This window comes from Candidatus Avelusimicrobium faecicola (assembly GCA_900540405.1).
In the GTDB taxonomy this organism is placed as follows: domain Bacteria; phylum Elusimicrobiota; class Elusimicrobia; order Elusimicrobiales; family Elusimicrobiaceae; genus Avelusimicrobium; species Avelusimicrobium faecicola.
Genome location: UQFW01000018.1, coordinates 1 through 23,981, shown reverse-complemented (window position 1 = coordinate 23,981; position 23,981 = coordinate 1). Strand labels below are relative to the sequence as shown.

23 protein-coding genes and 1 tRNA gene are annotated in these 23,981 nt (G+C 51.5%); 5 read left to right on the top strand and 19 right to left on the bottom strand.

Features of this window, described 5'->3' with window-relative positions; genetic code table 11:
• From ACQY18_RS02910 to ACQY18_RS02895, 4 genes are all read right to left on the bottom strand, one after another.
• On the bottom strand, positions 1 to 1,088 hold a 1,088-nt coding region (locus ACQY18_RS02910), incomplete at its 3' end, for a hypothetical protein (RefSeq protein ID WP_428038783.1).
• A 281-nt stretch (positions 1,089 to 1,369) separates the two neighbouring features.
• Positions 1,370 to 1,798, bottom strand: a complete 429-nt coding sequence (locus ACQY18_RS02905) for a PPC domain-containing DNA-binding protein (protein WP_428038782.1) — start codon at positions 1,796 to 1,798, stop codon at positions 1,370 to 1,372.
• Between the two features lie 35 nt (positions 1,799 to 1,833).
• Entirely contained in the window at positions 1,834 to 4,158 is a 2,325-nt protein-coding gene (locus ACQY18_RS02900) for a hypothetical protein (protein WP_428038781.1), read from the bottom strand.
• Between the two features lie 8 nt (positions 4,159 to 4,166).
• Complete coding sequence (locus ACQY18_RS02895) at positions 4,167 to 5,198, bottom strand: M42 family metallopeptidase (protein ID WP_176777709.1); 1,032 nt, start codon at positions 5,196 to 5,198, stop codon at positions 4,167 to 4,169.
• A 174-nt stretch (positions 5,199 to 5,372) separates the two neighbouring features.
• On the opposite strand from ACQY18_RS02895, the gene ACQY18_RS02890 reads away from it, so the two are divergent.
• Positions 5,373 to 6,350 carry a class II fructose-bisphosphate aldolase gene (locus ACQY18_RS02890; protein ID WP_428038780.1) on the top strand — a complete coding sequence of 326 codons (978 nt, stop codon included), beginning with the start codon at positions 5,373 to 5,375 and terminating at the stop codon, positions 6,348 to 6,350.
• A 201-nt stretch (positions 6,351 to 6,551) separates the two neighbouring features.
• Here the strand turns inward: ACQY18_RS02890 and ACQY18_RS02885 are convergent, their stop codons facing one another.
• The 11 genes from ACQY18_RS02885 to mnmE are packed head-to-tail and all read right to left on the bottom strand — an operon-like array spanning position 6,552 to position 19,257.
• Positions 6,552 to 7,649 (bottom strand): UDP-N-acetylglucosamine--N-acetylmuramyl-(pentapeptide) pyrophosphoryl-undecaprenol N-acetylglucosamine transferase, encoded by a 1,098-nt coding sequence (locus ACQY18_RS02885; RefSeq protein WP_428038779.1) that lies wholly within the window; start codon positions 7,647 to 7,649, stop codon positions 6,552 to 6,554.
• Positions 7,650 to 8,867 carry an FtsW/RodA/SpoVE family cell cycle protein gene (locus tag ACQY18_RS02880; protein WP_428038778.1) on the bottom strand — a complete coding sequence of 406 codons (1,218 nt, stop codon included), beginning with the start codon at positions 8,865 to 8,867 and terminating at the stop codon, positions 7,650 to 7,652. It abuts the gene before it with no gap.
• 4 nt (positions 8,868 to 8,871) lie between these two features.
• The gene (mraY, locus tag ACQY18_RS02875) at positions 8,872 to 9,957 is read right to left on the bottom strand and encodes a phospho-N-acetylmuramoyl-pentapeptide-transferase (RefSeq protein WP_176777705.1); all 1,086 of its coding nucleotides are present in this window, start codon (positions 9,955 to 9,957) and stop codon (positions 8,872 to 8,874) included.
• Positions 9,958 to 11,313 carry a UDP-N-acetylmuramoyl-tripeptide--D-alanyl-D-alanine ligase gene (locus ACQY18_RS02870; RefSeq protein WP_428038777.1) on the bottom strand — a complete coding sequence of 452 codons (1,356 nt, stop codon included), beginning with the start codon at positions 11,311 to 11,313 and terminating at the stop codon, positions 9,958 to 9,960.
• Between the two features lie 9 nt (positions 11,314 to 11,322).
• The gene (locus tag ACQY18_RS02865; RefSeq protein ID WP_428038776.1) at positions 11,323 to 13,017 is read right to left on the bottom strand and encodes a peptidoglycan D,D-transpeptidase FtsI family protein; all 1,695 of its coding nucleotides are present in this window, start codon (positions 13,015 to 13,017) and stop codon (positions 11,323 to 11,325) included.
• A 5-nt stretch (positions 13,018 to 13,022) separates the two neighbouring features.
• A complete protein-coding gene (locus tag ACQY18_RS02860) occupies positions 13,023 to 13,277 on the bottom strand; it encodes a septum formation initiator family protein (protein WP_176777702.1) in 255 nt (84 codons plus the stop codon).
• Positions 13,274 to 14,149 carry a 16S rRNA (cytosine(1402)-N(4))-methyltransferase RsmH gene (gene rsmH, locus ACQY18_RS02855; RefSeq protein ID WP_176777701.1) on the bottom strand — a complete coding sequence of 292 codons (876 nt, stop codon included), beginning with the start codon at positions 14,147 to 14,149 and terminating at the stop codon, positions 13,274 to 13,276. Before rsmH ends, ACQY18_RS02860 begins: the two co-directional genes overlap by 4 nt.
• Before the next feature lie 13 nt (positions 14,150 to 14,162).
• Entirely contained in the window at positions 14,163 to 15,476 is a 1,314-nt protein-coding gene (locus tag ACQY18_RS02850) for a peptidase MA family metallohydrolase (protein WP_176777700.1), read from the bottom strand.
• A 3-nt stretch (positions 15,477 to 15,479) separates the two neighbouring features.
• Complete coding sequence (locus tag ACQY18_RS02845; RefSeq protein ID WP_428038775.1) at positions 15,480 to 16,121, bottom strand: 16S rRNA (guanine(527)-N(7))-methyltransferase RsmG; 642 nt, start codon at positions 16,119 to 16,121, stop codon at positions 15,480 to 15,482.
• The gene (mnmG, locus tag ACQY18_RS02840; RefSeq protein WP_428038774.1) at positions 16,105 to 17,886 is read right to left on the bottom strand and encodes a tRNA uridine-5-carboxymethylaminomethyl(34) synthesis enzyme MnmG; all 1,782 of its coding nucleotides are present in this window, start codon (positions 17,884 to 17,886) and stop codon (positions 16,105 to 16,107) included. The genes ACQY18_RS02845 and mnmG overlap by 17 nt, the downstream gene beginning before the upstream one ends.
• Positions 17,887 to 19,257, bottom strand: coding sequence for a tRNA uridine-5-carboxymethylaminomethyl(34) synthesis GTPase MnmE (gene mnmE / locus ACQY18_RS02835; protein WP_428038773.1), 1,371 nt, complete (start codon positions 19,255 to 19,257; stop codon positions 17,887 to 17,889).
• 93 nt (positions 19,258 to 19,350) lie between these two features.
• Between mnmE and ACQY18_RS02830 the strand changes: the two genes are divergently transcribed.
• Entirely contained in the window at positions 19,351 to 19,935 is a 585-nt protein-coding gene (locus tag ACQY18_RS02830) for a TlpA family protein disulfide reductase (protein ID WP_428038772.1), read from the top strand.
• The gene (locus ACQY18_RS02825) at positions 19,932 to 20,483 is read left to right on the top strand and encodes a flavodoxin family protein (protein ID WP_428038771.1); all 552 of its coding nucleotides are present in this window, start codon (positions 19,932 to 19,934) and stop codon (positions 20,481 to 20,483) included. Before ACQY18_RS02830 ends, ACQY18_RS02825 begins: the two co-directional genes overlap by 4 nt.
• Before the next feature lie 145 nt (positions 20,484 to 20,628).
• Here ACQY18_RS02825 and ACQY18_RS02820 read toward each other — a convergent pair whose 3' ends face one another.
• A complete protein-coding gene (locus ACQY18_RS02820) occupies positions 20,629 to 21,108 on the bottom strand; it encodes a methylated-DNA--[protein]-cysteine S-methyltransferase (RefSeq protein WP_428038770.1) in 480 nt (159 codons plus the stop codon).
• A 61-nt stretch (positions 21,109 to 21,169) separates the two neighbouring features.
• On the opposite strand from ACQY18_RS02820, the gene ACQY18_RS02815 reads away from it, so the two are divergent.
• Positions 21,170 to 21,670, top strand: coding sequence for a DNA-deoxyinosine glycosylase (locus ACQY18_RS02815; RefSeq protein ID WP_428038769.1), 501 nt, complete (start codon positions 21,170 to 21,172; stop codon positions 21,668 to 21,670).
• Here the strand turns inward: ACQY18_RS02815 and ACQY18_RS02810 are convergent.
• From ACQY18_RS02810 to ACQY18_RS02800, 3 genes are read right to left on the bottom strand one after another with little or no spacing between them, the layout of a single operon-like run.
• Positions 21,667 to 22,824 (bottom strand): tetratricopeptide repeat protein, encoded by a 1,158-nt coding sequence (locus ACQY18_RS02810; RefSeq protein WP_176777693.1) that lies wholly within the window; start codon positions 22,822 to 22,824, stop codon positions 21,667 to 21,669. The two genes, ACQY18_RS02815 and ACQY18_RS02810, sit on opposite strands and share 4 nt — an antisense overlap.
• Before the next feature lies 1 nt (position 22,825).
• The gene (locus ACQY18_RS02805) at positions 22,826 to 23,518 is read right to left on the bottom strand and encodes a hypothetical protein (RefSeq protein ID WP_428038768.1); all 693 of its coding nucleotides are present in this window, start codon (positions 23,516 to 23,518) and stop codon (positions 22,826 to 22,828) included.
• Positions 23,508 to 23,654 carry a hypothetical protein gene (locus ACQY18_RS02800; protein ID WP_428038767.1) on the bottom strand — a complete coding sequence of 49 codons (147 nt, stop codon included), beginning with the start codon at positions 23,652 to 23,654 and terminating at the stop codon, positions 23,508 to 23,510. Before ACQY18_RS02800 ends, ACQY18_RS02805 begins: the two co-directional genes overlap by 11 nt.
• A 167-nt stretch (positions 23,655 to 23,821) precedes the next feature.
• Between ACQY18_RS02800 and ACQY18_RS02795 the strand changes: the two genes are divergently transcribed.
• Positions 23,822 to 23,893: transfer RNA gene (locus ACQY18_RS02795), tRNA-Arg, on the top strand.
• The last annotated feature ends 88 nt before the right edge of the window (positions 23,894 to 23,981 follow it).

Here is a 23,981-nt window from a genome sequence, read left to right as displayed (position 1 = left end):
CCATAGCCTACGCCGGCAAAGAGCTGGACGTATTCGTTATGGTTATATTTTACGTTCAGGTCAGCTTCCAAGGTGCCAGCTTCCTGCGCGGTGCGGTCTTGGAAGGAATAGCCGTCCAAGGAGAGCACCCATTTTTCATAGGTGTAGTCCACACCCACGTTAAAGAGTCTTAAACCGTCGTTGGAGTAGTTAGACAAAGGCTCACCATAGCCACTCAACACATGGCCAATCAACAAGCTGGGATAGTAGTTCCCCATGCCAAAGCCATCGCCTTTGGCGTAATAGAAAGTAGCTCTGGGGGTGAACGCGGCCAAATTCAAAGAGGCATCCACTTTTACCAAGTAGGGGGTGTCTTTGGGTTCTTTGACCAGTCTGTGGCCTTGGAAGGCGCGCGCATATTCCGCGCTCAAAGCAAAGGCTTCGGGAGCGAAGGTAGCTTTAGCACCATAAAAACCAGTATGTTTTTCATCATAATAGGTAGAGATGCTTTTGCTGGCTTTCAAATCATAACCGTATACTTGCAATTTTAAGGTATCGGTTAAGTTTAATCTCACATCCGCCCCGTAAATGGTTTCATTTTTAACGGCAGTGGCACCGGTGTATACCAATTTACCGGCTAACAAAGTGACGGATTTGAAATCGTCGCTGTAAGTCAGTTTAGCCGCATCCAAGGAGGGCGCGCGGTTCATATTAAACACATAGTGGTTCGGCCCCACATACATTACGGCGCTGTCTTCGTCGCCATAGAATTGGCGGCCGACAGTGGCTTCAAAGCAATCAAACAAGTTGGAAAGCACCACATTGGCTTCGGCCAGGGTGACATCCTTCCAATACTGTTCAACCGTATTGCCCGCATAATTGCTCAACCAAGCATCATTATATTGGAACAACACATTGGCTCTTACGTCTTCCACCAAATCGGCAGATAAACCAGCCAGTACGCGGAAGTTGGTGCCGGAATTATAACCGGTTCTCACGTCAGAGGCGATAGTCTGTACTTCGCCTTTGAGTTCTACATTATTCAGTACGTCAGCGCTTGCAGGCATAGCCACCAAAGCGGCTACTAACAAGCCCAGTAGTTTCTTCATGCAATAACTCCTCCATTGTTAGTTTTAACTACCCTACCCCTTTATTAAAGTTAATTTTTTTGATGTTTGCAAATTTATTTTTTCTTTTGCTTGACACCTAAAAAAAATACTGCTATCCTATCTGCCCCCCGTTTTACAACCCGCTTATTTTTGGTGGATTTTAACTTGTTTACCGTCGGAGAGCAAAAATTAGCTGCTACTAACAAAAAAACAAAGGACAAGCATTTTTTGCTTATCCTTTGTGTGTGGAACAGATTTTTTTGTTGAACCGTCTTTCCGGTTTAAGCCCACAAAGACAGTTTGGTCACTTTATCCGTGCGGCGCACTTTCGGTTCGCCTACTAATTCTTGAATGTACGCTTCGCACACATAAATTTTAGTACCGGGGAACAGGTGCCCGCCAATTACGTTATAATCTTTACCCGTCAGCATAGCGTGCGCGTGGACTTGCGGGCGGTTATCCTGAATACTGATATTGCCCGTTAAGCTCAGCAGTTCCATTTGCGCATTAATGACGGTTTTTTCATAGCGTTTTTTGCTTTGGTCGTACCAGCCCAAGGTGGCGTTCTCCACCGAGCCTATTACCGTCACGACCCCGCACTTTACCTGGTTATCGTGGCAGAAATCCGCCAGCGATTCCAACAAATCTTTTCCTTTCGGCAGCCGGAAGATATAGGTTCTGCCGGTTAAATAAGGTTTTTCTTCAGCCATTGTATTATTCTCCTTTATACACCCAACGCTATGCGTTAGGCCAATCCGTTCACATACGCGCGCAAGGCCGCTAAAATGCCTGCGGCGTCCATGCCGGCTTCTTTATAAATATTAGCGGCACTGGCACTACCCAAATAGCCGCCTTTCTTTTGCGGGTAGAGCGTGTGTTGGCGGCCGTAGTCGCTCAGCAGCCAAGTTTCCATGGTAGGCATGGTAAAATCCGTCAGCCCCATGGCACGGCGGCGCAATTCTTGCGGCACCAACGCTTCCTGCTCCGCTTCCGGCAGGAGTTCAAACAACTCCCGGCTGGAAACGTAAATAAAATTAAGGTCTAAGCCTTCTTCTTGCAAGCGGGGCAAAATTTGGTCTACCACAATTTTACCTACGCCCGCGCCTTGCACAAACACCGCACCCGCCGACGGGTTTTTGGCCCGGTGCAAATAATACACCCCTTTTAAGCAGGCCGCGGCGTCATCCATCCCCAAGGCTTTGCGGTCCGCCAATTTTTGGGACGGCCGCACCACAAACGGCGCAAACACCGCCGGGCGCAAGGAAAGGGCCTTGGTCACCAACGGCCAAATTTCGTCCACCTCTAACGGGGTAGCCGTAATGCACGCCCCTTTGGGGAAGTTATCCTGCACCAACTGCAAAGATTGCGGGTCCCCATGGGTGGGGCCGTCTTCGCCCGTCGGCAAACTGGCGTGGCCGTTAAACAGCACCAACGTATTGGGGGTGGCGCCGATTTCGTGCGCGGCCTGATAGCCGATAGCGTGCAAGCGCGCGGCAACGTGTTCAAACGCTAAAAACGCCCCATAGGTGGAAGACACCGCCACTTGTTTGCCAAAGGCGGAAATCCCACTGCAAACGGCGGCCATGCCGTCTTCGCAAATGCCGCCTGCCGCCAAACGGCGGGAGGCCGGGTTCGTCACCGCGTTAAAGTTTCCGGCGGGGAAATCCTTGGCAATCGCGGCGGCCCCGGTGGAGCCGTACAAATCGGCCGAGGCGGTAAAAATAGCGCCGTGGCTTTCTTTATTTAAGTACGCAAGCACATCCCCCAATACGCCGCGGGTGGTGTGGGAATCTCCGGCGGCAAACTTGAAAGCGGCCGGCGCGTTTTGGCTGTCCTGGCCGGTAAAAAGTACCGCGCTATCCCCCATGCCGGGGCGTTCCTGGCGCCCGGCCGCGCTTAACGCTTTTTGGCGGGCGGTCAAATCCGCCGCCATTTTACTGCACAGCGTCGGGTGCGCTTGCAACGCTTGACGGAAGGTCTCCAAAAATGCCCAGTAGTGTTTTTCCACATTTTCGGGCGTTTTATCCCCCTCAAAGGCGGGGAATTTTACGCCGAATTTCTGTTCAAATTCCGCCAAACTGGCATAAAACTCCGGCGAGCAGAATTTATGGCCGGAGCCGTGCGAGGCTTTGCCCTCTAAACCATACTTCCACCCTTTTACGGTGCGGTACACAATAGCCGTAGGCTGGTGGTTATCCAAATGTTTGGCCAGTTCCTGCGCGGCGTGTACTTGGGCAAAATCCATACCGTCGGGTACAAAAATCACGTTAATATCGTGGATATAAAACATTTCGGCCGGGGTCCACTGCACATAATCCCCGGGGTTTTTACCGTCGGACGTGACGCGGTTGCTTTCAATGGAGGCTTCGTTCCAATCCAAATGGAAAACCACATTTTTAAGTTGCGCGGTGGAGGCCATCGCTAACGCCTCGCTCACGCGCCCGGCGGTCATACCGCCTTCGCCCTCTACAATATGCACGCGGGGGCAGTTTTCCCCGTAAGTATCACACGCGGCAAACGCCAACCCTACGGATGAGCCAATCCCCACCCCGCTGGCCCCGGTGGAAAGGCGCACAAACGGCGTGGACGGTTCCGGGTGGCCGCCCAAGGCTTTGGAATGAAATTTGGTAAACAGCGGCGTGCCTTGTACTTTATTGTGGCGGAAACCGAGCAAATCTTCCAACCGCAGGCGGAGTTTTTCGTCTTGCGGCAGTAAGCACGGCGCGGCAATGCGGGCGCATTCATCACGCAGGGCCCACATGGCATATAACCCCAGGGCCTTATGCCCCGCAGCGTAAGAGATAATATCCGCATCTAACCGCAAGGGATTGGAAAAATCGTAAGCCATTTCTTTATATATTAGGTGGCTGACAAAATGCCCGCTGGAAACACTCCCCCCCACATGGCCGGAAGACGGAACAAAGTTATACAGCACCGCCGCCAATGCGCGGTAAGCTACATCTAATGTGTCCAGCTCGTCCTGCTCGGCCGCCGGAAGCGGGTATTGCTTCACATAGTCGGTCACATCAAAATAACCTGCTCTTTTTACACCTAACGTAAACGGTTTCATAAGCTCTCCTATATAACCAGTTCTTCTTGGGCAACGGCCAACGCCAATGCCAAGGTTTGTTCTAAATCGGATTTACATTGTACTTCCGTATTGGAATGAATGTAGCGCGTGGGGATGGATAACGCGCAGCACGGTACCCCCGTTTTGGATTGGTGAATAGCCCCGGCGTCATTCCCGCCGCGCGGCGCCACACGCACCTGATAGCGGATGTTTTTTGCCAAACACAACCGCTTGAGGGCATTAAACAACCCTTCGTGCGTAATGGTGCGGGCATCAATGGCCGTCACGCCCACGCCGGCCCCCAACGCGGTAATATAATTTTGCGGGGCACTGCCCGGTATATCCGCCGCGCCGGTGGTATCTAAGGCCAAGGCCAAATGGGCCTCTATGCCATAGGCCGCCGTGCCCGCCCCGCGCAAGCCTACTTCTTCCTGCACGGTAAACACGGCATATACATTATAAAAGGGGTTTTTAAGCGCTTTTAACAGCTCCAACAGCACAAACACGCCGGAGCGGTTATCCAACGCTTTAGCCGTCAAGCGGCCGGAGCCAAATTCTTCGTACGGGCGGCGCAGGGTGGCAAAATCGCCCGGTTGGATACGCGCGGCCGCTTCCGCCCCCGTCAGCCCCACGTCAATAAATAAATCCCCGATAGGCACCGCCTTGCCGCGTTCGGCTTCCGTAGTGACGTGGGCCGGGCGGGTACCGATAACGCCCAGCAAAGCCTCCCCGCCGGACGTATGCACCGTCACACGCTGGGCCAGCAGGGTGCGCGGGTCAATCCCGCCCACGGGCACAAAGCGCAAAAATCCGTCCGGGCCAATGTAGTGAATCATCAGGCCCACTTCGTCCATGTGCGCGGCTAAAAGCAGGTTTTTATCCGAGGTACCCTTTTTGAGTACAATTAAGTTGCCCAGCGCGTCCGTTTTTACATCGTCGGCATACGGGGCAACCTGTTGGCTGATAAACCGGCGGACGGCACTTTCCCGCCCGGAAACGCCCGGCAGTTGGGTTAATTGTTGTAAAGTAGAAAAATCCATTTTTATCCTTATTAATAGACAGTAAAGGTATTTACATTATACTCACAACGCACCTTTTTTGCAAGTAAAACCCATTTTAGGCCGTTTTCAGCCCCTTTTTTGCATTAGAGGCCCCACTCTTGCGCAAAAAATAGTAAAATGTTTGGGAAGATATTTATTTTAGGAGGCTGTGTAATGACCGTTTCTTATAAAGAACTGGGTTTGGTAAACACCAAACAAATGTTCAAAGATGCAATGGCCGGCGGGTATGCCATCCCGGCTTATAACTTTAACAACATGGAACAGTTGCAAGCTATTGTGACCGCTTGCGTGCAAACCGGCTCCCCGGTAATTTTGCAAGTTTCCAAAGGTGCGCGCCAATATGCCAACTCCACGCTTTTGCGTTGGATGGCCCGCGGTGCGGTGGAAATGATGAACGAAATCGGCAAACCGGTGCCGCTGTGCCTGCACTTGGACCACGGTGATTCCTTTGAACTGTGCAAAGACTGCGTGGACAATGGTTTCTCCTCTGTGATGATTGACGGCTCCCACTTACCGTACGAAGAAAACGTGGCTTTGACCAAAAAAGTAGTGGAATATGCCCACGCGCACGACGTGACGGTAGAAGGTGAATTGGGCGTTTTGGCCGGTATTGAAGACGAAGTTTCCGCCGAACACCACACCTATACGGACCCTGCCCAAGTGGAAGACTTTGTAAAACGCACCGGGGTAGATTCCTTGGCTATTTCCATCGGCACCTCTCACGGCGCTTACAAATTCAAAGTGAAACCCGGCGAAGCCTTGCCCGAACTGCGCTTTGATATTTTGGAAGAAGTTTCCAAACGCTTGCCCGGTTTCCCGATTGTGCTGCACGGTTCTTCCAGCGTACCGCAATGGGCCGTTAAACAAATTAACGAATACGGCGGCAAATTGGAAAACACCGCCGGCGTGCCCGAAGAACAACTGCACAAAGCCGCCAAAATGGCTGTATGCAAAATCAACGTGGACTCCGACGGCCGCTTGGTAATGACCGCCACCATCCGCAAGATTTTTGCCACCAAACCCAGCGAATTTGACCCGCGCAAATACTTGGGCCCGGCCCGCGAAGAACTGATTAAAATGTATGCCGAAAAGAACCAAAACGTATTCGGTTCCGCCGGCCGCATTAAATAAGTTTTACCGCATGATAAAAGAACCCCGCCAACGCGGGGTTCTTTTTTGTTGCCTGTGATTATAATTTTGTGAGGGGTTTGCGGCCGCCCTTTCCCGGCTTTTGCGTTTTTGCCTTTGAATTTTAAGGGCGCGCCGCGGGGTTTGCTACCTGTTGCGGCTCTTTCTGCCGTTTTTAAGGAGTCCGCGGCTCCTTTCCATTATTTATAATTGTTTGAGGGTTTGCGCGATAAACTCGGCGGACGTCATCGGGTCCGGAATGTTTAATTTGGAGTAATTTTCCGCCATTTGGCGCAACACGCCGCTATTTTGTCCGCCCAGCACTTTGGTCAGCGTTTGGTAAATTTCTTGCTCTAAATTATCCCCTTCCAGGGCCATTTGCGCACAACCGACGGATTGCAACACTTTGGCATTATAATACTGGTGGTTGGCCGCCGCATACGGGAACGGCACCAACAGCGCCGGTTTTTTGCAATAAATCAGCTCCGCCAACGTGCTGGCCCCGGCGCGGCAAATAACAAACTGGCTGATTTGCATTAAATCGTAAATTTCGTTGGAATACGGCAACACGCGCACTTGCAACGTGCGGCCGTACTGGTTTTTAATGTTTTGGTACCAGCGTTCCCCGGTAATGTGGATAAAATGCACCTCTTTATTTTCCGCCACAATGCGCTTTACAGCGCGGATAACCGCCGCATTTAACCCTTTGGCCCCCTGGCTTCCGCCAAAAACCAACACCGTTTTTTGGGTGGGGTCTAAATCCAAATCCGTCAGAATTTTGCGCCGGTTCGTTTTTTCGGCAAATTCCTCGCGGATGGGCGTACTGGTTAAAAGGGCATTTTTGATTTTTTCCGTCGTCGGTAATCCCAGCATAAACAAATCGGCAAATTTGCCGCACACGCGGTTAGCCAAACCGATTTTTGTATTGGAATCATGCACGGCGGTTTTTATGCCCATAAAATGCGCCATAAAAATAAGCGGGAACGAAATATACCCCCCCGTACCGATACACACATCCGGCCCAAACGCTTTGATAATTCCCCGCGTTTGGCCCAGCGCGCGCACCAATTTATACATAAATTTAATATATGCCAACGGATTAAAGCTGCGGGGCATACCCATAAAATCCACTTCTTTATATTTCAGTTTATGGGTTTGTAAAACCTGGGCGGCCGGGTCCCCCGTGCGCACCACAAACAAAACGCTCATGCCTTGTTTGTTAAGCAATTTGCCCAGTGCAAAACCCGGATAAAAATGCCCGCCGGTTCCGCCGGAAGCTATAATAAAACGTGTATTTTTCATTTATCTGTTCCTTGTCTTAAATTGGGTGTAGTCCGGCCCGCTCTGCGTTTTGGGGGCAGAGTCGGAAGCGGTCATATTCATAATAATACCCATCATGGCTAATGTCATAATTACCGAGGAGCCGCCGTACGAAAAGAACGGCATGGCAATCCCTTTGGTGGGCAACAGGCCGATAGCCATGGCCATATTAAAAAATGCCTGCCCGGAAATGGTCAGCGTAAGGCCGAAAATCAGCAAGCTGTTAAAATTGTTGCGGGCCACCCGCGCCAAACTAATCCCGCGCGTAAGCAGGGCGCAAAAGAACACCACCACCAGCGTTGCGCCGATAAGGCCGATTTCTTCGCAGATAATGGAAAAAATAAAGTCCGTATGCGCGGCCGGGAGATACTCCAGTTTCAGTTCACTGTTTCCCAAACCTTTCCCCAGCCAACCGCCGGAGCCTACCGCCGTAAAAGAGCGTATCAGCTGATAGCCGTTGTTGCCGGGGTCACTTTCCGGGTGCAGAAAGGATAAAATGCGGTCCCGGCGGTATTTTACAAAAAACAACTGGTGTAAAACTATCGGCAACACCGCCAGACACACCGCCCCCAACTGTTTCAGCCGCGCGCCGGACACAAACAGCATGGCCCCTACCACGCACGCCATTAAAAAGGGCGTTCCGATGTCTTTAGCCACCAAAATAAGCCCCAACGTCACCCCGGTCACAAACAGCGGGCGAACCAAAAGCCCCCAGTTTTTGGAAAGTTTCCCCTGTACGGTGCTTAAATAATCGGCCACATAAATCAGCAGGGTCACTTTGGCAATTTCGGACGGCTGTAAATTAAAAAACCCCAAATCAATCCAGCGGTGTACGTTGGCAATCGGCTTGGTAAACAATACAATAACCAACAAAACCCAAGTACCGTAAATAAGATAAATGGGGCGAAAGAGCTTTATTTTTTGCAAACGGTCGTAAAACTGCCACAAAACAACCGCCGCAATCAGGCCGATAATATCAAACACCAACTGCCGCTTAAAAAACGAGGTAGAATCAAACGCGCTGGAAGAATAAGTAAAAACCAGCCCGAATACCACAAAAGAGGCCGTAATAATAGCCAATGTTTTATCCAGCGGCAAAAAGCGCCACGCACTGCGCTTGCCGGGCTCGGCAAAGCGGGACGTATTTTTCGGCCGGATAAAATTATTGCGCCTGGCCGGGCGGCTGAACAAAGTTCTCATACTTTTACCTTATTTTTAAGGCCGCCAACGCCAGTAGCATGAGCATAGCACCCACCACCCAAAAGCGCACAATCACTTTCGGCTCCGGGATGCCCATTAACTCAAAATGGTGGTGAATGGGGGTCATTTTGAACAGCCGTTTGCCGTGGGTCAGCTTAAAATACCCCATTTGAAGCATTACGGAAACGGTTTCCAACACAAAAATTCCGCCGGCTATCGGCAATAAAAGCTCCTGCTTTACACACAGCGCGGCCGTACCGATAACGCCCCCCAAAAAGAGCGAGCTGGTATCCCCCATAAACACTTGGGCCGGATAGGCGTTAAACCACAAAAACCCTAAACACGCGCCGATTAATGCCCCCATAAACACGGTAATTTCCCCCGCGCCGGGCACATAAATAATTTTTAGATAATCGGCAAATTGCACATTCCCCGCCGTATAGGCAAACACGGCATACGCCGCCGCCGTAAACACCATACACCCGGCGGCCAGGCCGTCCAAACCGTCCGTTAAATTGGTGGCGTTGGAGGCGCCCACAATCACCAACATAGAAAACGCAAAATAAAATACCGATAAATCCACAAACATCTTGCTCATATACGGGATAATCAGCGAGGTTGCATACTCCCCGTTAGGCGGGTTGGCGCCCAAATAGCCCACCACCACCAACGCCGTAAACAGTTGGATACAAAACTTAACGGAAGACTTCATGCCCTCCGGGTTCTTTTTGACGAGTTTTGTATAGTCGTCCATAATCCCGGCCCCAGCCAAAGAAACCGTGGTAAACACCAGTAGCCAAATATACGGGGAATCCAACCGCGCCCACAGCGCCACACTGGCCAACAGGCTAAACAAAATCAGCAGGCCCCCCATGGTGGGCGTACCGCTTTTGGATAAGTGCGAGGCCGGGCCGTATTCGCGCTCCACCTGCTGTATTTTATAGGAGCGCAGTTTTGCTACCAGCGCCGGGCCGATAAGGAGCGTCAAAAAGAAAGACGTAAAAATCGCGCCCCCGGTACGCAGGGTGATGTAGTTAAAAATATTCAGGAAGCTAAATTCTTCCGTAAATAAAGAAAGATAATATAACACTTAAATCTCCTTAAAAATATTTTCAAAATTCATAGAGCGCGACGCTTTAATTAAATAAGTACCGCCCTGTTTTTTAATAAGTGCCTTTAACTGCTCCGTCCACTCCTGCGGGGTTTTGCCGTACACCGCGCGCACGCCGGATTCGGCCCGGTTCAAAACTTCATACGCATAGTGCATTTGTTCCCCGGCCAAAAAGGCATAATCCACCTGATTATCCAACAGTTGCCGGGCAATTAAGCGGTGGTAATCTTTAGAGGTTTCCCCCAACTCTTTCATATCCCCCAGTACGGCTACGCGCGGGGTGAACGGCTCGCGCCCTAAAATTTCCAAGGCGTTTTTCATACTGGCCGGGTTGGCGTTGTAGCAATCCAAAATAAAATGCGCGCCGGCTTTTTCCACCCGCTCCATACGCATAGGCATAGGAGTAAAGGCCGACAAACCTTTTTTAATTTCGTCCAAGTGCAGCCCCAGCGCAATAGCGGCGGCGGCCGCGGCGGCGGCGTTTAATTTATCGTGCGCGGGCAGTTTTATATCCACCACGCACGCTTCGCCCTTGTAAGTAAACGCAAATTTATCCTGCGTATCCAAAATGCGCAAAGAGGCAGAGGGCGAAAAGCCGAACGGAATGGCTTTCCCCTTAAATTCCGTCTGCAACCGCGCCAAAAGCGGGTCGTCCACGTTATACACCAGCGTACCGCCAAAGTTTAAGTGCGCGGCAATTTCCGTTTTGGTTTTGTACACATTTTCCAAGGTTTTGAACGATTCCAAATGGGACGGCCCCACATTGGTAATTACCGCCACATCCGGCACGGCAATAGCGGCCAGTTCGTCAATATCGCCGGGGTGGGAGGCGCCCAATTCAAACACGCCGTATTTGTGTTTGGGTTGTATTTCCAATAAGGAAAACGGCGTACCGAACTGGTTATTAAAATTGCCCATATTGGCTACCGTTTCCCCCGCCTGGGAGCAAATAGCCTTTAACATTTGTTTGGTGGTGCTTTTGCCGTTGGAACCTGTAATGGCGGCCACTTTTAAGGTGCTGTTCAAGCGGTGGTACTGCGCCAACATTTGCAAGGCTTTTAAGGTATCTTGCACATAAATAACGGATACGGCCCCGTTGGAGATTTGCGGGCAGTGCGCTTTTTGCGCCACCACCAAAACGGCCCCTTGTTTAACGACCTGCGGGATAAATTCGTGCGCGTCGTGTTTTAAGCCTTTTAAGGCAATAAACGCGTCCCCCGCGCCCACTACGCGGCTATCCGTGACAAAAGCGGACACTTTCGCCAAAGGGGTTTTACTTACCAATTCCCCTTTCATAATTTCCGCAATTTTGCTAAACGTCAGGTTTAATTTCATACAATCTCCTTAATTTATAAAATCCAGTTGGTCCGGCTGAACCCCTTTTAAGGTCAGCAGGTTTTCGGCAATTTGCCTGAACGCAGGCGCGGCCGCCGTACCGCCAAAGGTGTATTTGGAGGGATTATCCAAAATAACCAAAATGGTAAATTGCGGCTTGCTGGCCGGCACAAACCCGCAGAAAGACACAATGTGACTGCGCTTGCCGTAGCCGCCCTCTTTAGTTAATTTTTCGGCCGTGCCGGTTTTGCCCGCCACGGTGTACCCTTTTATTTGGGCGCGTTTACCGCTGCCGTTTTCCACCACGCTTTGCAATACTTTGGTCATAATTTTGGCCGTTTCCGGCTTGATGACCCGGCGGATTTTTACCGGCTTACTCATTTTGCTTACGCGGCCGTCGGCATATTCAATACGGTCCACCAAATGCGGTTGCATTAAATACCCGCCGTTGGCTATTACGGAATACGCATTGATTAACTGCACCGGGGTAAGCGAAATACCGTATCCGTACCCTTTGGTGGCGGTATCCACCTTCGTCCATTTATTATACGGGGGCACAAAACCTTTGGCTTCCCCGTTAAAATTAATATCCGTTTTGGTGCCGAACCCAAAGGCTTTAATGTAATAAAACAGGTTTTTAGCACCCAAGTCTACCGCTATTTTACCCGCCCCAATGTTGGACGACAACTGCATTACTTCCGGCACGGACAAAAAATCCTTTTTGTGTTGGTTATCTTTAACGGTAAACCCGCGGGCCACTTCCCAACGGCGGCCCTCCATATCAATAGAATCCGTGACGGACACCGTGCCCGCATCCAACGCGGAAGAAATGGCGATGGTTTTGAATGTAGAGCCGGGCTCGTAAGTAAACTGGAACGGCAAAGACTGTCCGTTCTCCACCGGATAAGAGGCCGCCGCCAAAATCCGCCCGGTGGACGGCTCCTGCACCATGGCCACCCCGTGTTCGGCGCCGTATTCTTCCACCGCTTTATGCAGGGCTTGCTCGGCAAAATACTGGGCCTGTAAATCTATGGTTAAATACAAGCTCCCTACCGATAATTCTTCTTTTAACTTGCGGTCATAAATAATGTCCCCCCGCAAGGCGCGTTTGGCGCGTTTTTTGCTGATGTCCTGGCTGAGTTCCTTATTGAACATCTGCTCTAAGCCGGAAAGCCCTAAATTTTTGGAGTTGGACTCCCCCAACAAATCCAGCGCTAATTTATCGTATGGGCGCATCCGTTTATATTCGGGCGTTAAATCCAACCCCTGCCCCACCGGCTTACGCAACGCCGGGAGCATTTCCATATAAACATCCGGCTTGATGTTTTTTTCCACAAAGAAAAATCGCCCGTTGCGGTTCCATTTTTCCAAAATTCTGGCCGGAGGCAGTTTTAAGGCTTTGGCTAAAAACGCCACCGTGGCTTTTTTGTCTTTTACATACTTGGGGGATATGCCGCACGAGTGCGTGCGTACCGATTCCGCCAACACATTTCCGTTTACATCATAAATAGGCCCGCGCAAGCGGTCTTCGGCCAGGTAGCTGTAAATGGCGCGGTCCGCCTTATCGGCAAATTTTTCGTGCTGGAACGTTTGTAAATTAAGCAGTTGCAAACAAATTGCCACCGGCGGAATCAACGCCAAAAAGCCGCATAGCTTCATGCGTTTTTTAACGTCATATACAAACGAAATTTTCTTTTTGAACATACGGTTTAATCTTCCAACACAACCACATTACTGGGTTTAGTAAAATCCATTTTTAAGCGTTCGCGCGCCTGGGCGGATACCACGGCGGGGCTTTCCAAGCGGGCAATTTCCAACTGCAAATACTGGTTGCGGGCTTCCTGCACTTCCACCCGGTTTTGGAGTTTGCTGATTTCCCGCCCGGAGCGGCTGATTTCCATACGCACCACCACCAGGCCCAAGGCCAGCCCCCCCAAAATAACTAATGTAATAAATGCTTTCATACTCTTTCTATCACCCGTAATTTGGCACTGCGGGAGCGGCGGTTTTGGCGTACCTCGTTATAATCCGGCACGATTACTTTTTTATTTACCAATTTCCAGCCGCCGTCCGCCGCCATTTGCTTAAAACGGTTCTTTACCAAGCGGTCTTCTAACGAGTGGAACGTCAGCACCGCGGCGCGCCCGCCCACCCGCAAAATATGCGGCAGTACCCCCAACATTTTTTCCACCGTACCCAATTCATCATTTACCGCAATACGCAGTGCCTGAAAAGTTTGCGTGGCGGGGTGCGTTTTGCCGCGCCCGCCATACACGCTTTCTACCACGCGTTTGAGGTCTTCGGTTGTTTGCAGAGGGGCTTTACGCCGGGCATTCAAAATAGCTATGGCTATGGGGGCGGCTTTGCGTTCTTCGCCATATTCCGTTAAGATACGGGTAAGGTCGTCCAACCCCCAAGTGTTTACAATGGTTTGTGCCGTCAGCGGGGCGGATAAATCAAACCGCATATCTAACGGCCCATTATTTATTATACTAAAACCGCGGGCAGGGTTATCCAACTGGTAAGAGCTTAAACCCAAATCAAAAAGTGCGCCCGTAGCCAACACGCCCAGTTTTTCCAATTCTTGCGGGGCGCAGGTGTAGCTTTCGTTAAAAGTAAGCAGGCGAGGGTCGTTAATGCGCGTTTGGGCCATTTGGATAGCCTGCGCGTCTTTATCAAACCCCAACAAGCGGGCCTTGGGCGAAAGTCGGCTCAAAAACAGCGCGCTGTGCCCGCCGAGCCCCAACGTGCCGTCCACATATACGCCGTCGGGGTCGGTTAATAACAAATCCGCAATTTGCGGGGCAAGTATCGGGATATGGGTCCATTCGGTCATAGCTTAAAAATCCTCATTTTTTAGGGGCCTTTGTACCGGCCTGTGTTTTGGTACCGGCCGGTGCTTTGGGGGCGGCCTTAGCATTAGCCGCGGGCGCCTTTTTAGCCGGAGCCTTTACATTAGTATTAGCCGGGGGCGGCGGTGTTTTAACCGGGGCCGGGCGCACCCCTGCCGCTTTTTGCACGTCGTGCAACCACACGTTTTGCAATACGGAAACTTTCGTAAACGGCATACCGTACGCCTTATATAACGCCTGGTGGAGCGGGGTTTTCTTTTTCAGTTCATTACAAAATTGGTAAAATTCGTCGCGCGTGCGGGTGTTGAGCAGGTAATCCACCAAACTGTATGCCTGCGTGTACCAAAGTTCCGCCTGCGGGGTGGATAAATCGCTTAAATCTTCCGTAACGGTCATTTTTTCAAGCGGGATAATATCCCCCTGCAAAATGCGTTTCATAGCCGGGTCCACCCACGAGGGCTTTTGCTTGGCGCCGTTAATTTGCATATAAACCGCCATCCCTTCCGAAAGCCACAACGGGGAAATCACCGGCAAAAAGTAGCCGTCAAAATACAAGTGGGTCAGCTCATGCACGGAAAGCGGATAAAAACTGTTGCCTTCTTGCACATACATTGTATCGGCCTTGAGGTCGGACGACGCGCCGGACCACGGCGGGCGCTTGGTAAAATTCATATAACTGTCTTTATCCCCAAACAGCATAACCAAAATTTTGTTGGGTTTAATGACCAGTGTAAACGGCGTTAAATCCAACATTAAATTACCGTGGATGTTATCCAACACCGTGGAAATGGACTGCGACACCGGGTGCGTTTGGCGGTAAATTAAATAGTTGAAAGTTTCCGCCGTCATAAACCCGGGCGGGGGCGGCACCCAGCGGGATTTTTGTTGGGAATCCGCCGGGCGGTAGGCTTGGGCCGAAAACCCCGGCAGATAGTTCTGCGGGTTTTTAGGGGCCACGGCGCCGATTTTTTCCAATCCGGCAATCATATCCTTAAATTCTTTTTCGTCGCGGGTGGAATAATCCACCGGGTCCGCGCTTTGGGCGGCATTACGCGGGTTGACGTCCGCAAACAATTTATCCATTTCCCGCGGGTCTATGGAGTTGCGCTCCACTTTTACCGGGGCCTGCGCCGCGGGCGCTTGGGCGTTTGCGGCCGGATATTTTCCGTCAAAGCGGGCGGAAAACTCCGTCAGTTTTTCTTGCAGGTTTTGCAATACGGCGCGCGGCTCGTACCCGTAATGTTTCATTACCGGGCCCGCCGCCAAACAAAAAGCAAACAGCAAGCAGAAAAACTGAATTAGCCGTGTCATCTGTTAATCCTTATCAAATACCGCCAAAAAGCGTTTTTTATCATCCTGCGGGAGCGCATACGGCTGTAAGGCCCGCGCCCGAACCCCGCATTTAGCCAGCAGGGCAGGGGTCATTTCGTCCGGGTGTTCCCCCTGGAACGCAATAAACTTTCCCCCCGCCTTTACCGCCGCCGCGCAAAGGGGCAAAATATCCGTCAGTTTGCCCATGGCGCGCTCCGTTAAATAGTCTAGTGAAAAGGCGGTTTTTTCGCCCAAGCGGCAATTTACCACCCGCGCGTTTTTCAGGCCCAGCGTTAAAATGGCCCAATTCATAAAAGAACTGCGCCGCTGTAAACTTTCTATTAAAGTAATGCGGCTTTGCGGCAGAGCCACCGCGCACACAAGCCCGATATATCCGGCCCCTGCGCCCGCGTCGCCCACTTCAACGCCGTCAGCGCCTTGGCTTTCTTTATAAATAAAAGCCGCGGCGCTCAGGCCGTCGCAAATGTGGCGGGCGTAAATTTCCTGCACGTCTGCCGCGCTGGTTAAATTCAAAAAATCCTTTTTTTGCCACACGAGCCCCGCGTAGCGCTCCAATAATTCCACCTGCCCGGACGAAAGCGGCAACCCGATATGTTGGGCAAACGTGCTAATTGTCTGATTCACGGTGTAATCTCCGGTAGCGTTCAATATGTACGGCCAAAAGTTGTATATCCGCCGGAGTAATACCGGGGATGCGCGACGCCTGCCCCAACGTGAGCGGCTTTACCTCTTTTAACTTTTGGCTGCTTTCTATCAAAATGCCGCGCACGGCAGACGGGTCAAACCCCGCCGGGATTTTAATGCTGTCCGCCTGGGCCAGTTTTTCGGCATCTTTTTTATTGCGTTCGTAATAGCCGGCGTATTTTTGGTGGATTTCAACGTGCGTAAGCACTTTTTCTTTCGTCCACGGGTATAAATCCGTTTCGTCCACCGGGCAGCCCGGGTGTTGCAACTGCTTTTCCACTTCTTCGCGGTAGCGCTCAAAGGGGCAGCGGAATTTTTCTTCCAGCGTGCCGTACGCAAACGCATGGGGCATCAGGCGCAAATCCGCATTATCATTACGCAGTAAAATGCGGTATTCCGCGCGGGAAGTAAACATACGGTACGGCTCGTTTACCCCTTTGTTGACTAAATCATCTATCAGTACGCCGATGTACGCCTCGTCGCGCCGCAGGATGAGCGGCTCCTTGCCTTGCACTTTGGCCGCCGCATTTAAGCCCGCCACTAACCCCTGCCCGCCGGCTTCCTCGTACCCGGTGGTGCCGTTAATCTGCCCGGCGCAAAACAGGCCGGGAATTAGCTTGCTTTCCAACGTGGCGTATAAGTCGCGCGGGTCCGAAAAATCGTACTCTACGGCATAGCCGGCCCGCGTAAGCGGCGCATTTTCCAACCCGGGCACCGAGGCCACCAACGCCCGCTGTACGTCTTCCGGCATACTGGTTGAAAACCCCTGGATATAATATTCTTCCGTATCAAAGCCTTCCGGCTCCAAAAACAGCGGGTGGCTGGTAATTTCCGGAAATTTTTTAATTTTATCTTCTACCGACGGACAATACCGCGGCCCCATGCCGTGTATATGGCCACTATACATGGCGGAGCGGTGCGCATTGGCCCGCAGGATTTTATCCGTTTCCAAATTGGTGCGGGTGATGTAGCATTGTAAAAAGTGCCGTTTGGATTGCTCTTTTTGGTCCGTAAAGTGGGAAATTGGTTGCAAAGGGTCGTCGGACGGTTGCAGGCGGAATTTGGAAACGTCCATTTTCCGCGCGTTAATGCGCATGGGGGTTCCCGTCTTAAAACGCAGGGTATGCAGGCCGATTTCCTTTAGGTTTTTAGCCAGTAAATTACTGGGCATATCATTATACCGCCCGCCGGGGTAGTTGACCTCGCCAATGTGAATAGTGCCCGCCAAAAAAGTGCCGGTAGTCAACACCACGGTTTTGGCCTTATAAAAGGTATCACGCAAAGTTAAAACGCCGGTAATTTTATTATCGTCCGTAGCCAGTTTGACGGCCTCGTCCTGCATAATATCCAAATTATCCTGACATTCCAAAAAATGCTTAAAAGTAAACTGGTAGCGCTTTTTATCACACTGCACGCGCGGGGAGTGTACCGCCGGGCCTTTACCCGTATTTAACAAATGGTAATGCAGGGCGGCCGCGTCCGTCACTTTGCCCATGGCCCCGCCCAACGCGTCAATTTCCCGCACGATTTGCCCCTTGGCAATCCCGCCGATAGACGGATTGCAGGACATTTGCGCCACCGTATCCAAACTTTGGGTAAGCAGGAGCGTTTTGGCCCCGGTTTTGGCGGCAATCAGGGCGGCCTCGCACCCGGCGTGCCCGCCCCCTACCACTACTACATCATACTGCGTATCACAAATAAACATTTATTTCCCCATGCAAAAAGTGGAGAAAATAACGTCTAACACGTCGTCCGGCGTCACTTCTCCGATTAAATCTTTCAGCCCGTTTAAGGCCGCGCGGATATGCTCCGCATAAATTTCGCCCCCGGCTTGCGCCGTTAAGCGCCGCTGGGCCATTTCCAATTCCGTTTGAGCCCGCAAAACGGCCTCGTATTGGCGCAAGTTGGAAATCATTACGCCGTCCTCGGCCATAGCCGTTGTGAGCCCTTGGGTTAAGGCTTGCTTTAATTCGTCCACGCCTTGCCCGGTTTTACAGGATAATTTTACCGTTGTAAAATTTCCGGTGCCCGGGTTCCACGCCCCCGCGTTGTTGTTTTCCAAAAGGGCATCTTGCTTGTTCAATACTAAAACTGTTTTTTTGTGTTCTTCCAACACGTCCGCCCACAAGGCTTTTTCCTGCGGGGTGGGAGCGCGGGAGGAATCCGCCACCATAATTACCGCATCCGCCGCGCGCATGGCTTTTACACTGCGTTTCATGCCCTCTTGTTCGGCGGGGTCTAAAGCGTGGTCCCGTATGCCGGCGGTATCGGTTAAAATAATTTTGCGGCCGTTGATATCCAAGGTTTCTTCTATGGTGTCGCGCGTGGTGCCGCTCTGGGCCGATACAATGGCCCTGTCAAACCCCACCAGTGCATTAAGCAGGCTGGATTTGCCCGCATTGGGCGCGCCCACAATGGCCACTTTTAAGCCCTCTTTAATAAACTTTCCGACGGAAAATGTATCCGCCAGGCGCGCCAACGCCGCCACACATTGGGCCAGTTCCCCTTGCACATAGGTATCGTCTAAAGGGGTCATTTCTTCGTCCACGTCGTCTAAGCGGACTTCTATTTGCGCCAACAAATTGGTTAATGTTTTTTTAACATTTTCCAACCGTTTGGATAGCCGCCCGTCCAGGGAACTCATAGCCATCGCGTGCGCTTCTTTATTGCCGGAGGAGATTAAATCACAAAGGCCCTGGGCTTCCAACAAATCCATTTTGCCGTTCAAAAATGCCCGGTAGGAGTATTCCCCCCGCCGCGCAGGCACCGCCCCGGCCCGGCATAAAAGTTCCAGCACCCGCCCGCGGATATAGGGCGAGCCGTGCAACGCAAACTCTACTACGTCTTCCCCGGTAAAACTGTGCGGCGCCTTAAAATAAGTGACCAGCGCACTATCCAACACGGCCTCTCCGTCCATAATGCGGCACAAGTTTTGGCGGCGCGGTTGCCAATCTTGGCACGCCGGGCACAAAACTCGGGTAATAGCTAGCGCCTGCGGGCCCGATAAACGGACCACCGCTACGGCGCTTTTTCCTTCCCCGGTCACGGGGGCACAAATAGTAGTTTGCATAGACATATATATTTTACCTTTTTTTGCCCCGTTTTGAAGGGTTTTTATATAGGGAAATTTACCCGTGTGTAAACTTTCCAAAAAAGCTATACTTTTTATATGAAAAAAATTTATTTGCTAGCCGGCATTTTTTGCCTGGCAGGTGTGCTGAATGCCGCCCCTGCCGCCACCCGCGCGAAAGCTAAAAAAGTTTCCGCCGCCCAAAAACGGGCCAAAGCTACGGCCAAGGTAAAACAGAAACCCGCCGCCGCTACCGTTCAATTTGCCCTGCCCACCGTGCGCCGCGGGGATACCTGGACCACCGCCGATTATACGGGAACGCCGCTTTTGGTGGCGGTAGTCAGCTCCGGCTGCCCGCACTGCCAAAAAACGCTCCCGCAGTTGGAAGAAGCCCGCAAAGCCCTGCGTAATGTGCAATTTGTTGCGGTATTTACGGACAGCGAACCCCAAAAGCCGCTGGCCCTATTAAGGAAAGACAACCTGCGCTTTGACGCCGTATACAACGGCCAAGGCGTTGCCAACCAATTTAAGGTAGACGGCGTGCCTATGCTGTTTTTGTTGGATGCCAAGCACCAACTGATTAAAACCTTTGAAGGCTATGCCGAAGACCGCGTGAAAGAATTAAAATCCGCCGCCGGGAATTTGGAAAAAGAAGTTTCTATGGTTTCTTTGGAGCGCAAATGAAAAAAGTATTAGTCCTTACCGGCAGCCCGCGCCAACTGGGCAATACGGCCATATTGGCGGATGCGCTTATCCAGGGGGCCAAAGCCGCCGGGCACCAGGCGGATGTGTTTGATTCCCCCTTTCACCCGGTGTTGCCCTGCAAAGCCTGCAACCAATGTTGGAGCCAGGGCGAGCCGTGCGTGTTTGACGACGGCTTCAAATTATTGGCGCCCAAACTGGAAGAAGCGGGCGTGCTTGTTTTCTGCACGCCGCTCTACTGGTTCAATATGAGCGCGCAATTAAAAGCGGTGGTGGATAAACTGTATGCGTATATGTCCGCCAACGCCAAACGCAAGCTGAAAGTAAAAGAAGCCGTTTTGCTGGCCTGCGGCGAAGGCACCGAAAAAGACGGCGATTTTGACGGCCTAAAAGCCACCTATAAAAGCATTTGCGATTATTTGGGTTGGCAAGACCGCGGTATGGTGCTAGCCGGAGCCTGTCATGAAAAAGGCGCCGTGATTAATACGCCGTACCTCAAGCAAGCGCAAGCCTTGGGCAAAACCTTATAAAAAGATTGTTTTGTAAAAAAGCCCGGGGTTTTCCTCGGGTTTTTTTATGCTTTTTGTGAGCTTGCGCGGGGCCGCCTAAAATGTGCGATACCCACCCGGCAAGTTTTTTATGAGTTTGCGCGGGGCCTGCCCCCGCGCATGGGCGCTACTTATAAGACTTTTTTACCGTAGCGCGCTCGTGCGACAGCAACCATTCTTTTATTGTTAATCCCCCTGCGTACCCGGTCAAATTTCCGCCTGCCCCTATGACCCGGTGGCACGGCACCAAAATACAAATGGGGTTTTTATTATTGGCCATACCCACCGCCCGGCACGCCCGGGGCCTGTTAATAGCCACCGCAATTTGCCCGTAAGAACGGGTCTGCCCGTAAGGAATATCCAGTAAAGCCCGCCAAACCGCCTGTTGAAAGGGGGTTCCCGCCAAAGCAAGCGGAACGCTAAACCGGGTGAGCGTACCCGCAAAATACGCTTGCAACTGCCGGGCCGCCAACTGAGCAACGGGAGAATTGGGCGCACTCGCCGCAGTACCCGCGGGAGCAAACCGAACCACCGTTAAACACGCGCCGTCATCTTGAATTTCAAGCGCCCCCACCGGGGAAGAAACAAAACAAATGTTGTTCATCATACACCTAAAAAATTGTAGCATTTCCGCCCCGCACGCGCGCCAAAAATCCTATAATACTCCTATGCCTATTTGTTTCCCGCCCGTAGTGGACGAACGCACCGTTTTTATGGTTATTGGCAGTATGCCGGGCGCGGCCAGCCTGGCCGCCCAAGCCTATTACGCCCACCCACGCAACTTGTTTTGGCCATGCGTGTTCGCCGCTTTTTCCAACGGCAGAACCTCTAAAAATTATGCGGATAAACTTTCCGTGCTGTTAGCCAACGGCGGCGGGCTTTGGGATGCGCTGTCCTCGTGCGAGCGCGCCGGCAGTTTGGACGCGCACATCCGCCAAGCCGTTCCGAACGATTTTTTATCCCTTTTCGCCCGGTATCCGGCCATAAAAACGCTCCTTTTTAACGGCACCGCCGCCCACCAATACTTTGTGCGCGCGTTCGGGCAGTTGCCCGGCAAAACGTATCTTTTACTGCCGTCCACCAGCCCCGCTAACGCCGCCCTTTCCCCCCAACAAAAAAGCGCGCTGTGGGTCAGCGCGCTACGCAAAGCCTCACAAGGGCTTAATTAACGGTACATAATGGCGCGAAATTCCGCCGTTTTGTTAATATCCTTAAACATCCACCCTTTTTGGTCTTCGTCATATAACGCGTCAAAATTGCGGAAGTTGTGCTTAATGGCTTTTTCCAAATACTGGTAGGTGTTCTTTTTATCCCGCTTGCTGAGCCAATACACGCCCGCCAAATTGACATAAGGCGTAGGGGCGGACTCGTCCAACTTAATGGCGTTTTCCAAATCCTGCCGGGCCTCGTTCCACTTTTTTAAGTTCAGGTACGCATACCCGCGGTTATTGTAGGGAATGGACCATTTGGGATTAATTTCTATGGCTTTGTTATAATCGGCCACGGCATTTTCAAAATCTTTCATTTCTTCATACACAAGCCCCCGGCGGTTGTAATAGGCGGCCTCTTTGGTTTCCAGGGCTAGTAGCGCGGTGTAATCTTCCAACGCGGCGGGCAAATCTTTCATTTCCTTAAACGTGTCCCCCCTTCTCAGCCACGCGGGCGCATACGCAGGGTTGCGGTTGATGGATTTACTGTAATAAGAAACAGCCTCATCCAAGGCGCCGCGCAGTTGTTGGATGCGCCCCAACATAAAATAAACTTCCGGGTCGTCCGGCGTGCGGGCGGCCAGGGAGAGCAGTTCCTTGCGGGCGTTATCGTATTTATAAGCGCCCATATAGGCTTTGGCCAACGCCAAGGAGCCGGCCGCCGTCGGCTTGCGCTTGCCCCAGTATTTTTTATAATCGGCAATGGCCGCGTTGTATTTTGAAAGTTTCATTTCGGTCCGGGCGCGGTAAAGGTAAAAATCACGGTAGGATTTATTTAAGCTAATGGCGCGGCTTAAATCCGCCTCGGCCGACGGCCAACGCCCCATATCCATATAAACCAGTGCGCGCGCATAGTAAGAAAACGCCCAATTAGGGCTTAATTTGATGGTTTGGGTATAGTCCTCCACCGCCTGTTTATAGCGGCCCAACGCGCGGTAAGCATCCCCCCGCAAATGGTACGCCTTGCGGGTTTTGGGCGATTTTTTGATAAACGCATTTAATAATTTGATTTGTTTGGCAGGGTCTTTTTCCGCCTGAATTTGCGTTAAAGCGGGCGACGCCGCCTGACACACCCCCGCCAAAAACAATAAAAATCCCAACAAAACTACACGCATACTACCTCCCCATACACAAAGCCAGTAAATTGAGCCCCGTAAACGCGGCTCCGCACAAATACAAAATCCACAATAAAACGGAACAAATCAACCGTAAATTTAAGAAAATCGCCCCCACCAACGTCGCCCGGCTGGCAAAAACGGCGCTTAAACTTACCGTGGCGCCGGAAAACTGCATGAGCCGCGCCACCAAGACGGAGCGCGCGGCGAACGTCAGCAAACTTAAAAAAACCGCCGCCAACGCGCCGGGCACGGAGCGCAATTTATACGTTTTGAGCAGGGCGGCCACTTCCGATATACTGTTTTTCATCAGCACGCGGGCTTGGTCTTTGGCGAGGCCCTCGTCCATATTTTCAATTTTTTGGGCTAAATTTTCTTTCACCGCCGCAAAAAACGCATATAATAAATCTTCCACCTTGGCACATACCGCCCGCATGGCAAAAACGCCCGCCGTGCAAAACGTATAGACAAGCGCGGCCAAGCCGTACCAAAACAGGAGCCAGATTCCCCACGCGGCCAGTAGCCAAGGGGCGTTTTCAAACGGGCCGGAAGTAAAGCGGAAAACGGCCAATCCCCCCACCATAAAAACGGCGCTCCCCCACAACAAATGCGGCAAAAAGACCTCCCGCAGCGCCCTCATCAAAAATTGGAGAACGCCGGAAAACGCTTTTTGGACGGGGGCGTTATTCGTCATGATGGCAATGGCCGCAGCACCCATGGCAGACGTGCCCGCCCTTCCCCTTTTGCACCGACGGCACATTGGAGGAAATTTTTACCATTTTACCCGTTTTTTTATCAAAAACATAAGTTCCGGTATTATTTTCTTTCATACCAGTATTATAGCAGTTTGCTTGAACTACTGCCGCCGAAAAATGCTATAATAAATATGTTCTAAATATTTTGCGGTGTTAAAAATAAAAAAAACTTGAAACACAAAACAAAAAATGTTAGAATAAATGAGTAGTGATTAATCCGCGAAGTTAAAAATCCGATTTAAGCGCCCATAGCTCAATGGATAGAGTGTCAGCCTGCGGAGCTGAAGATACAAGTTCGATTCCTGTTGGGCGCACTTTTAGAAACCACGCGAAAGCGTGGTTTTTTATGCGCACAAGCGAACTTGTATGCCGTTCTCTACAATACGGCCTTGGGCGCACTTT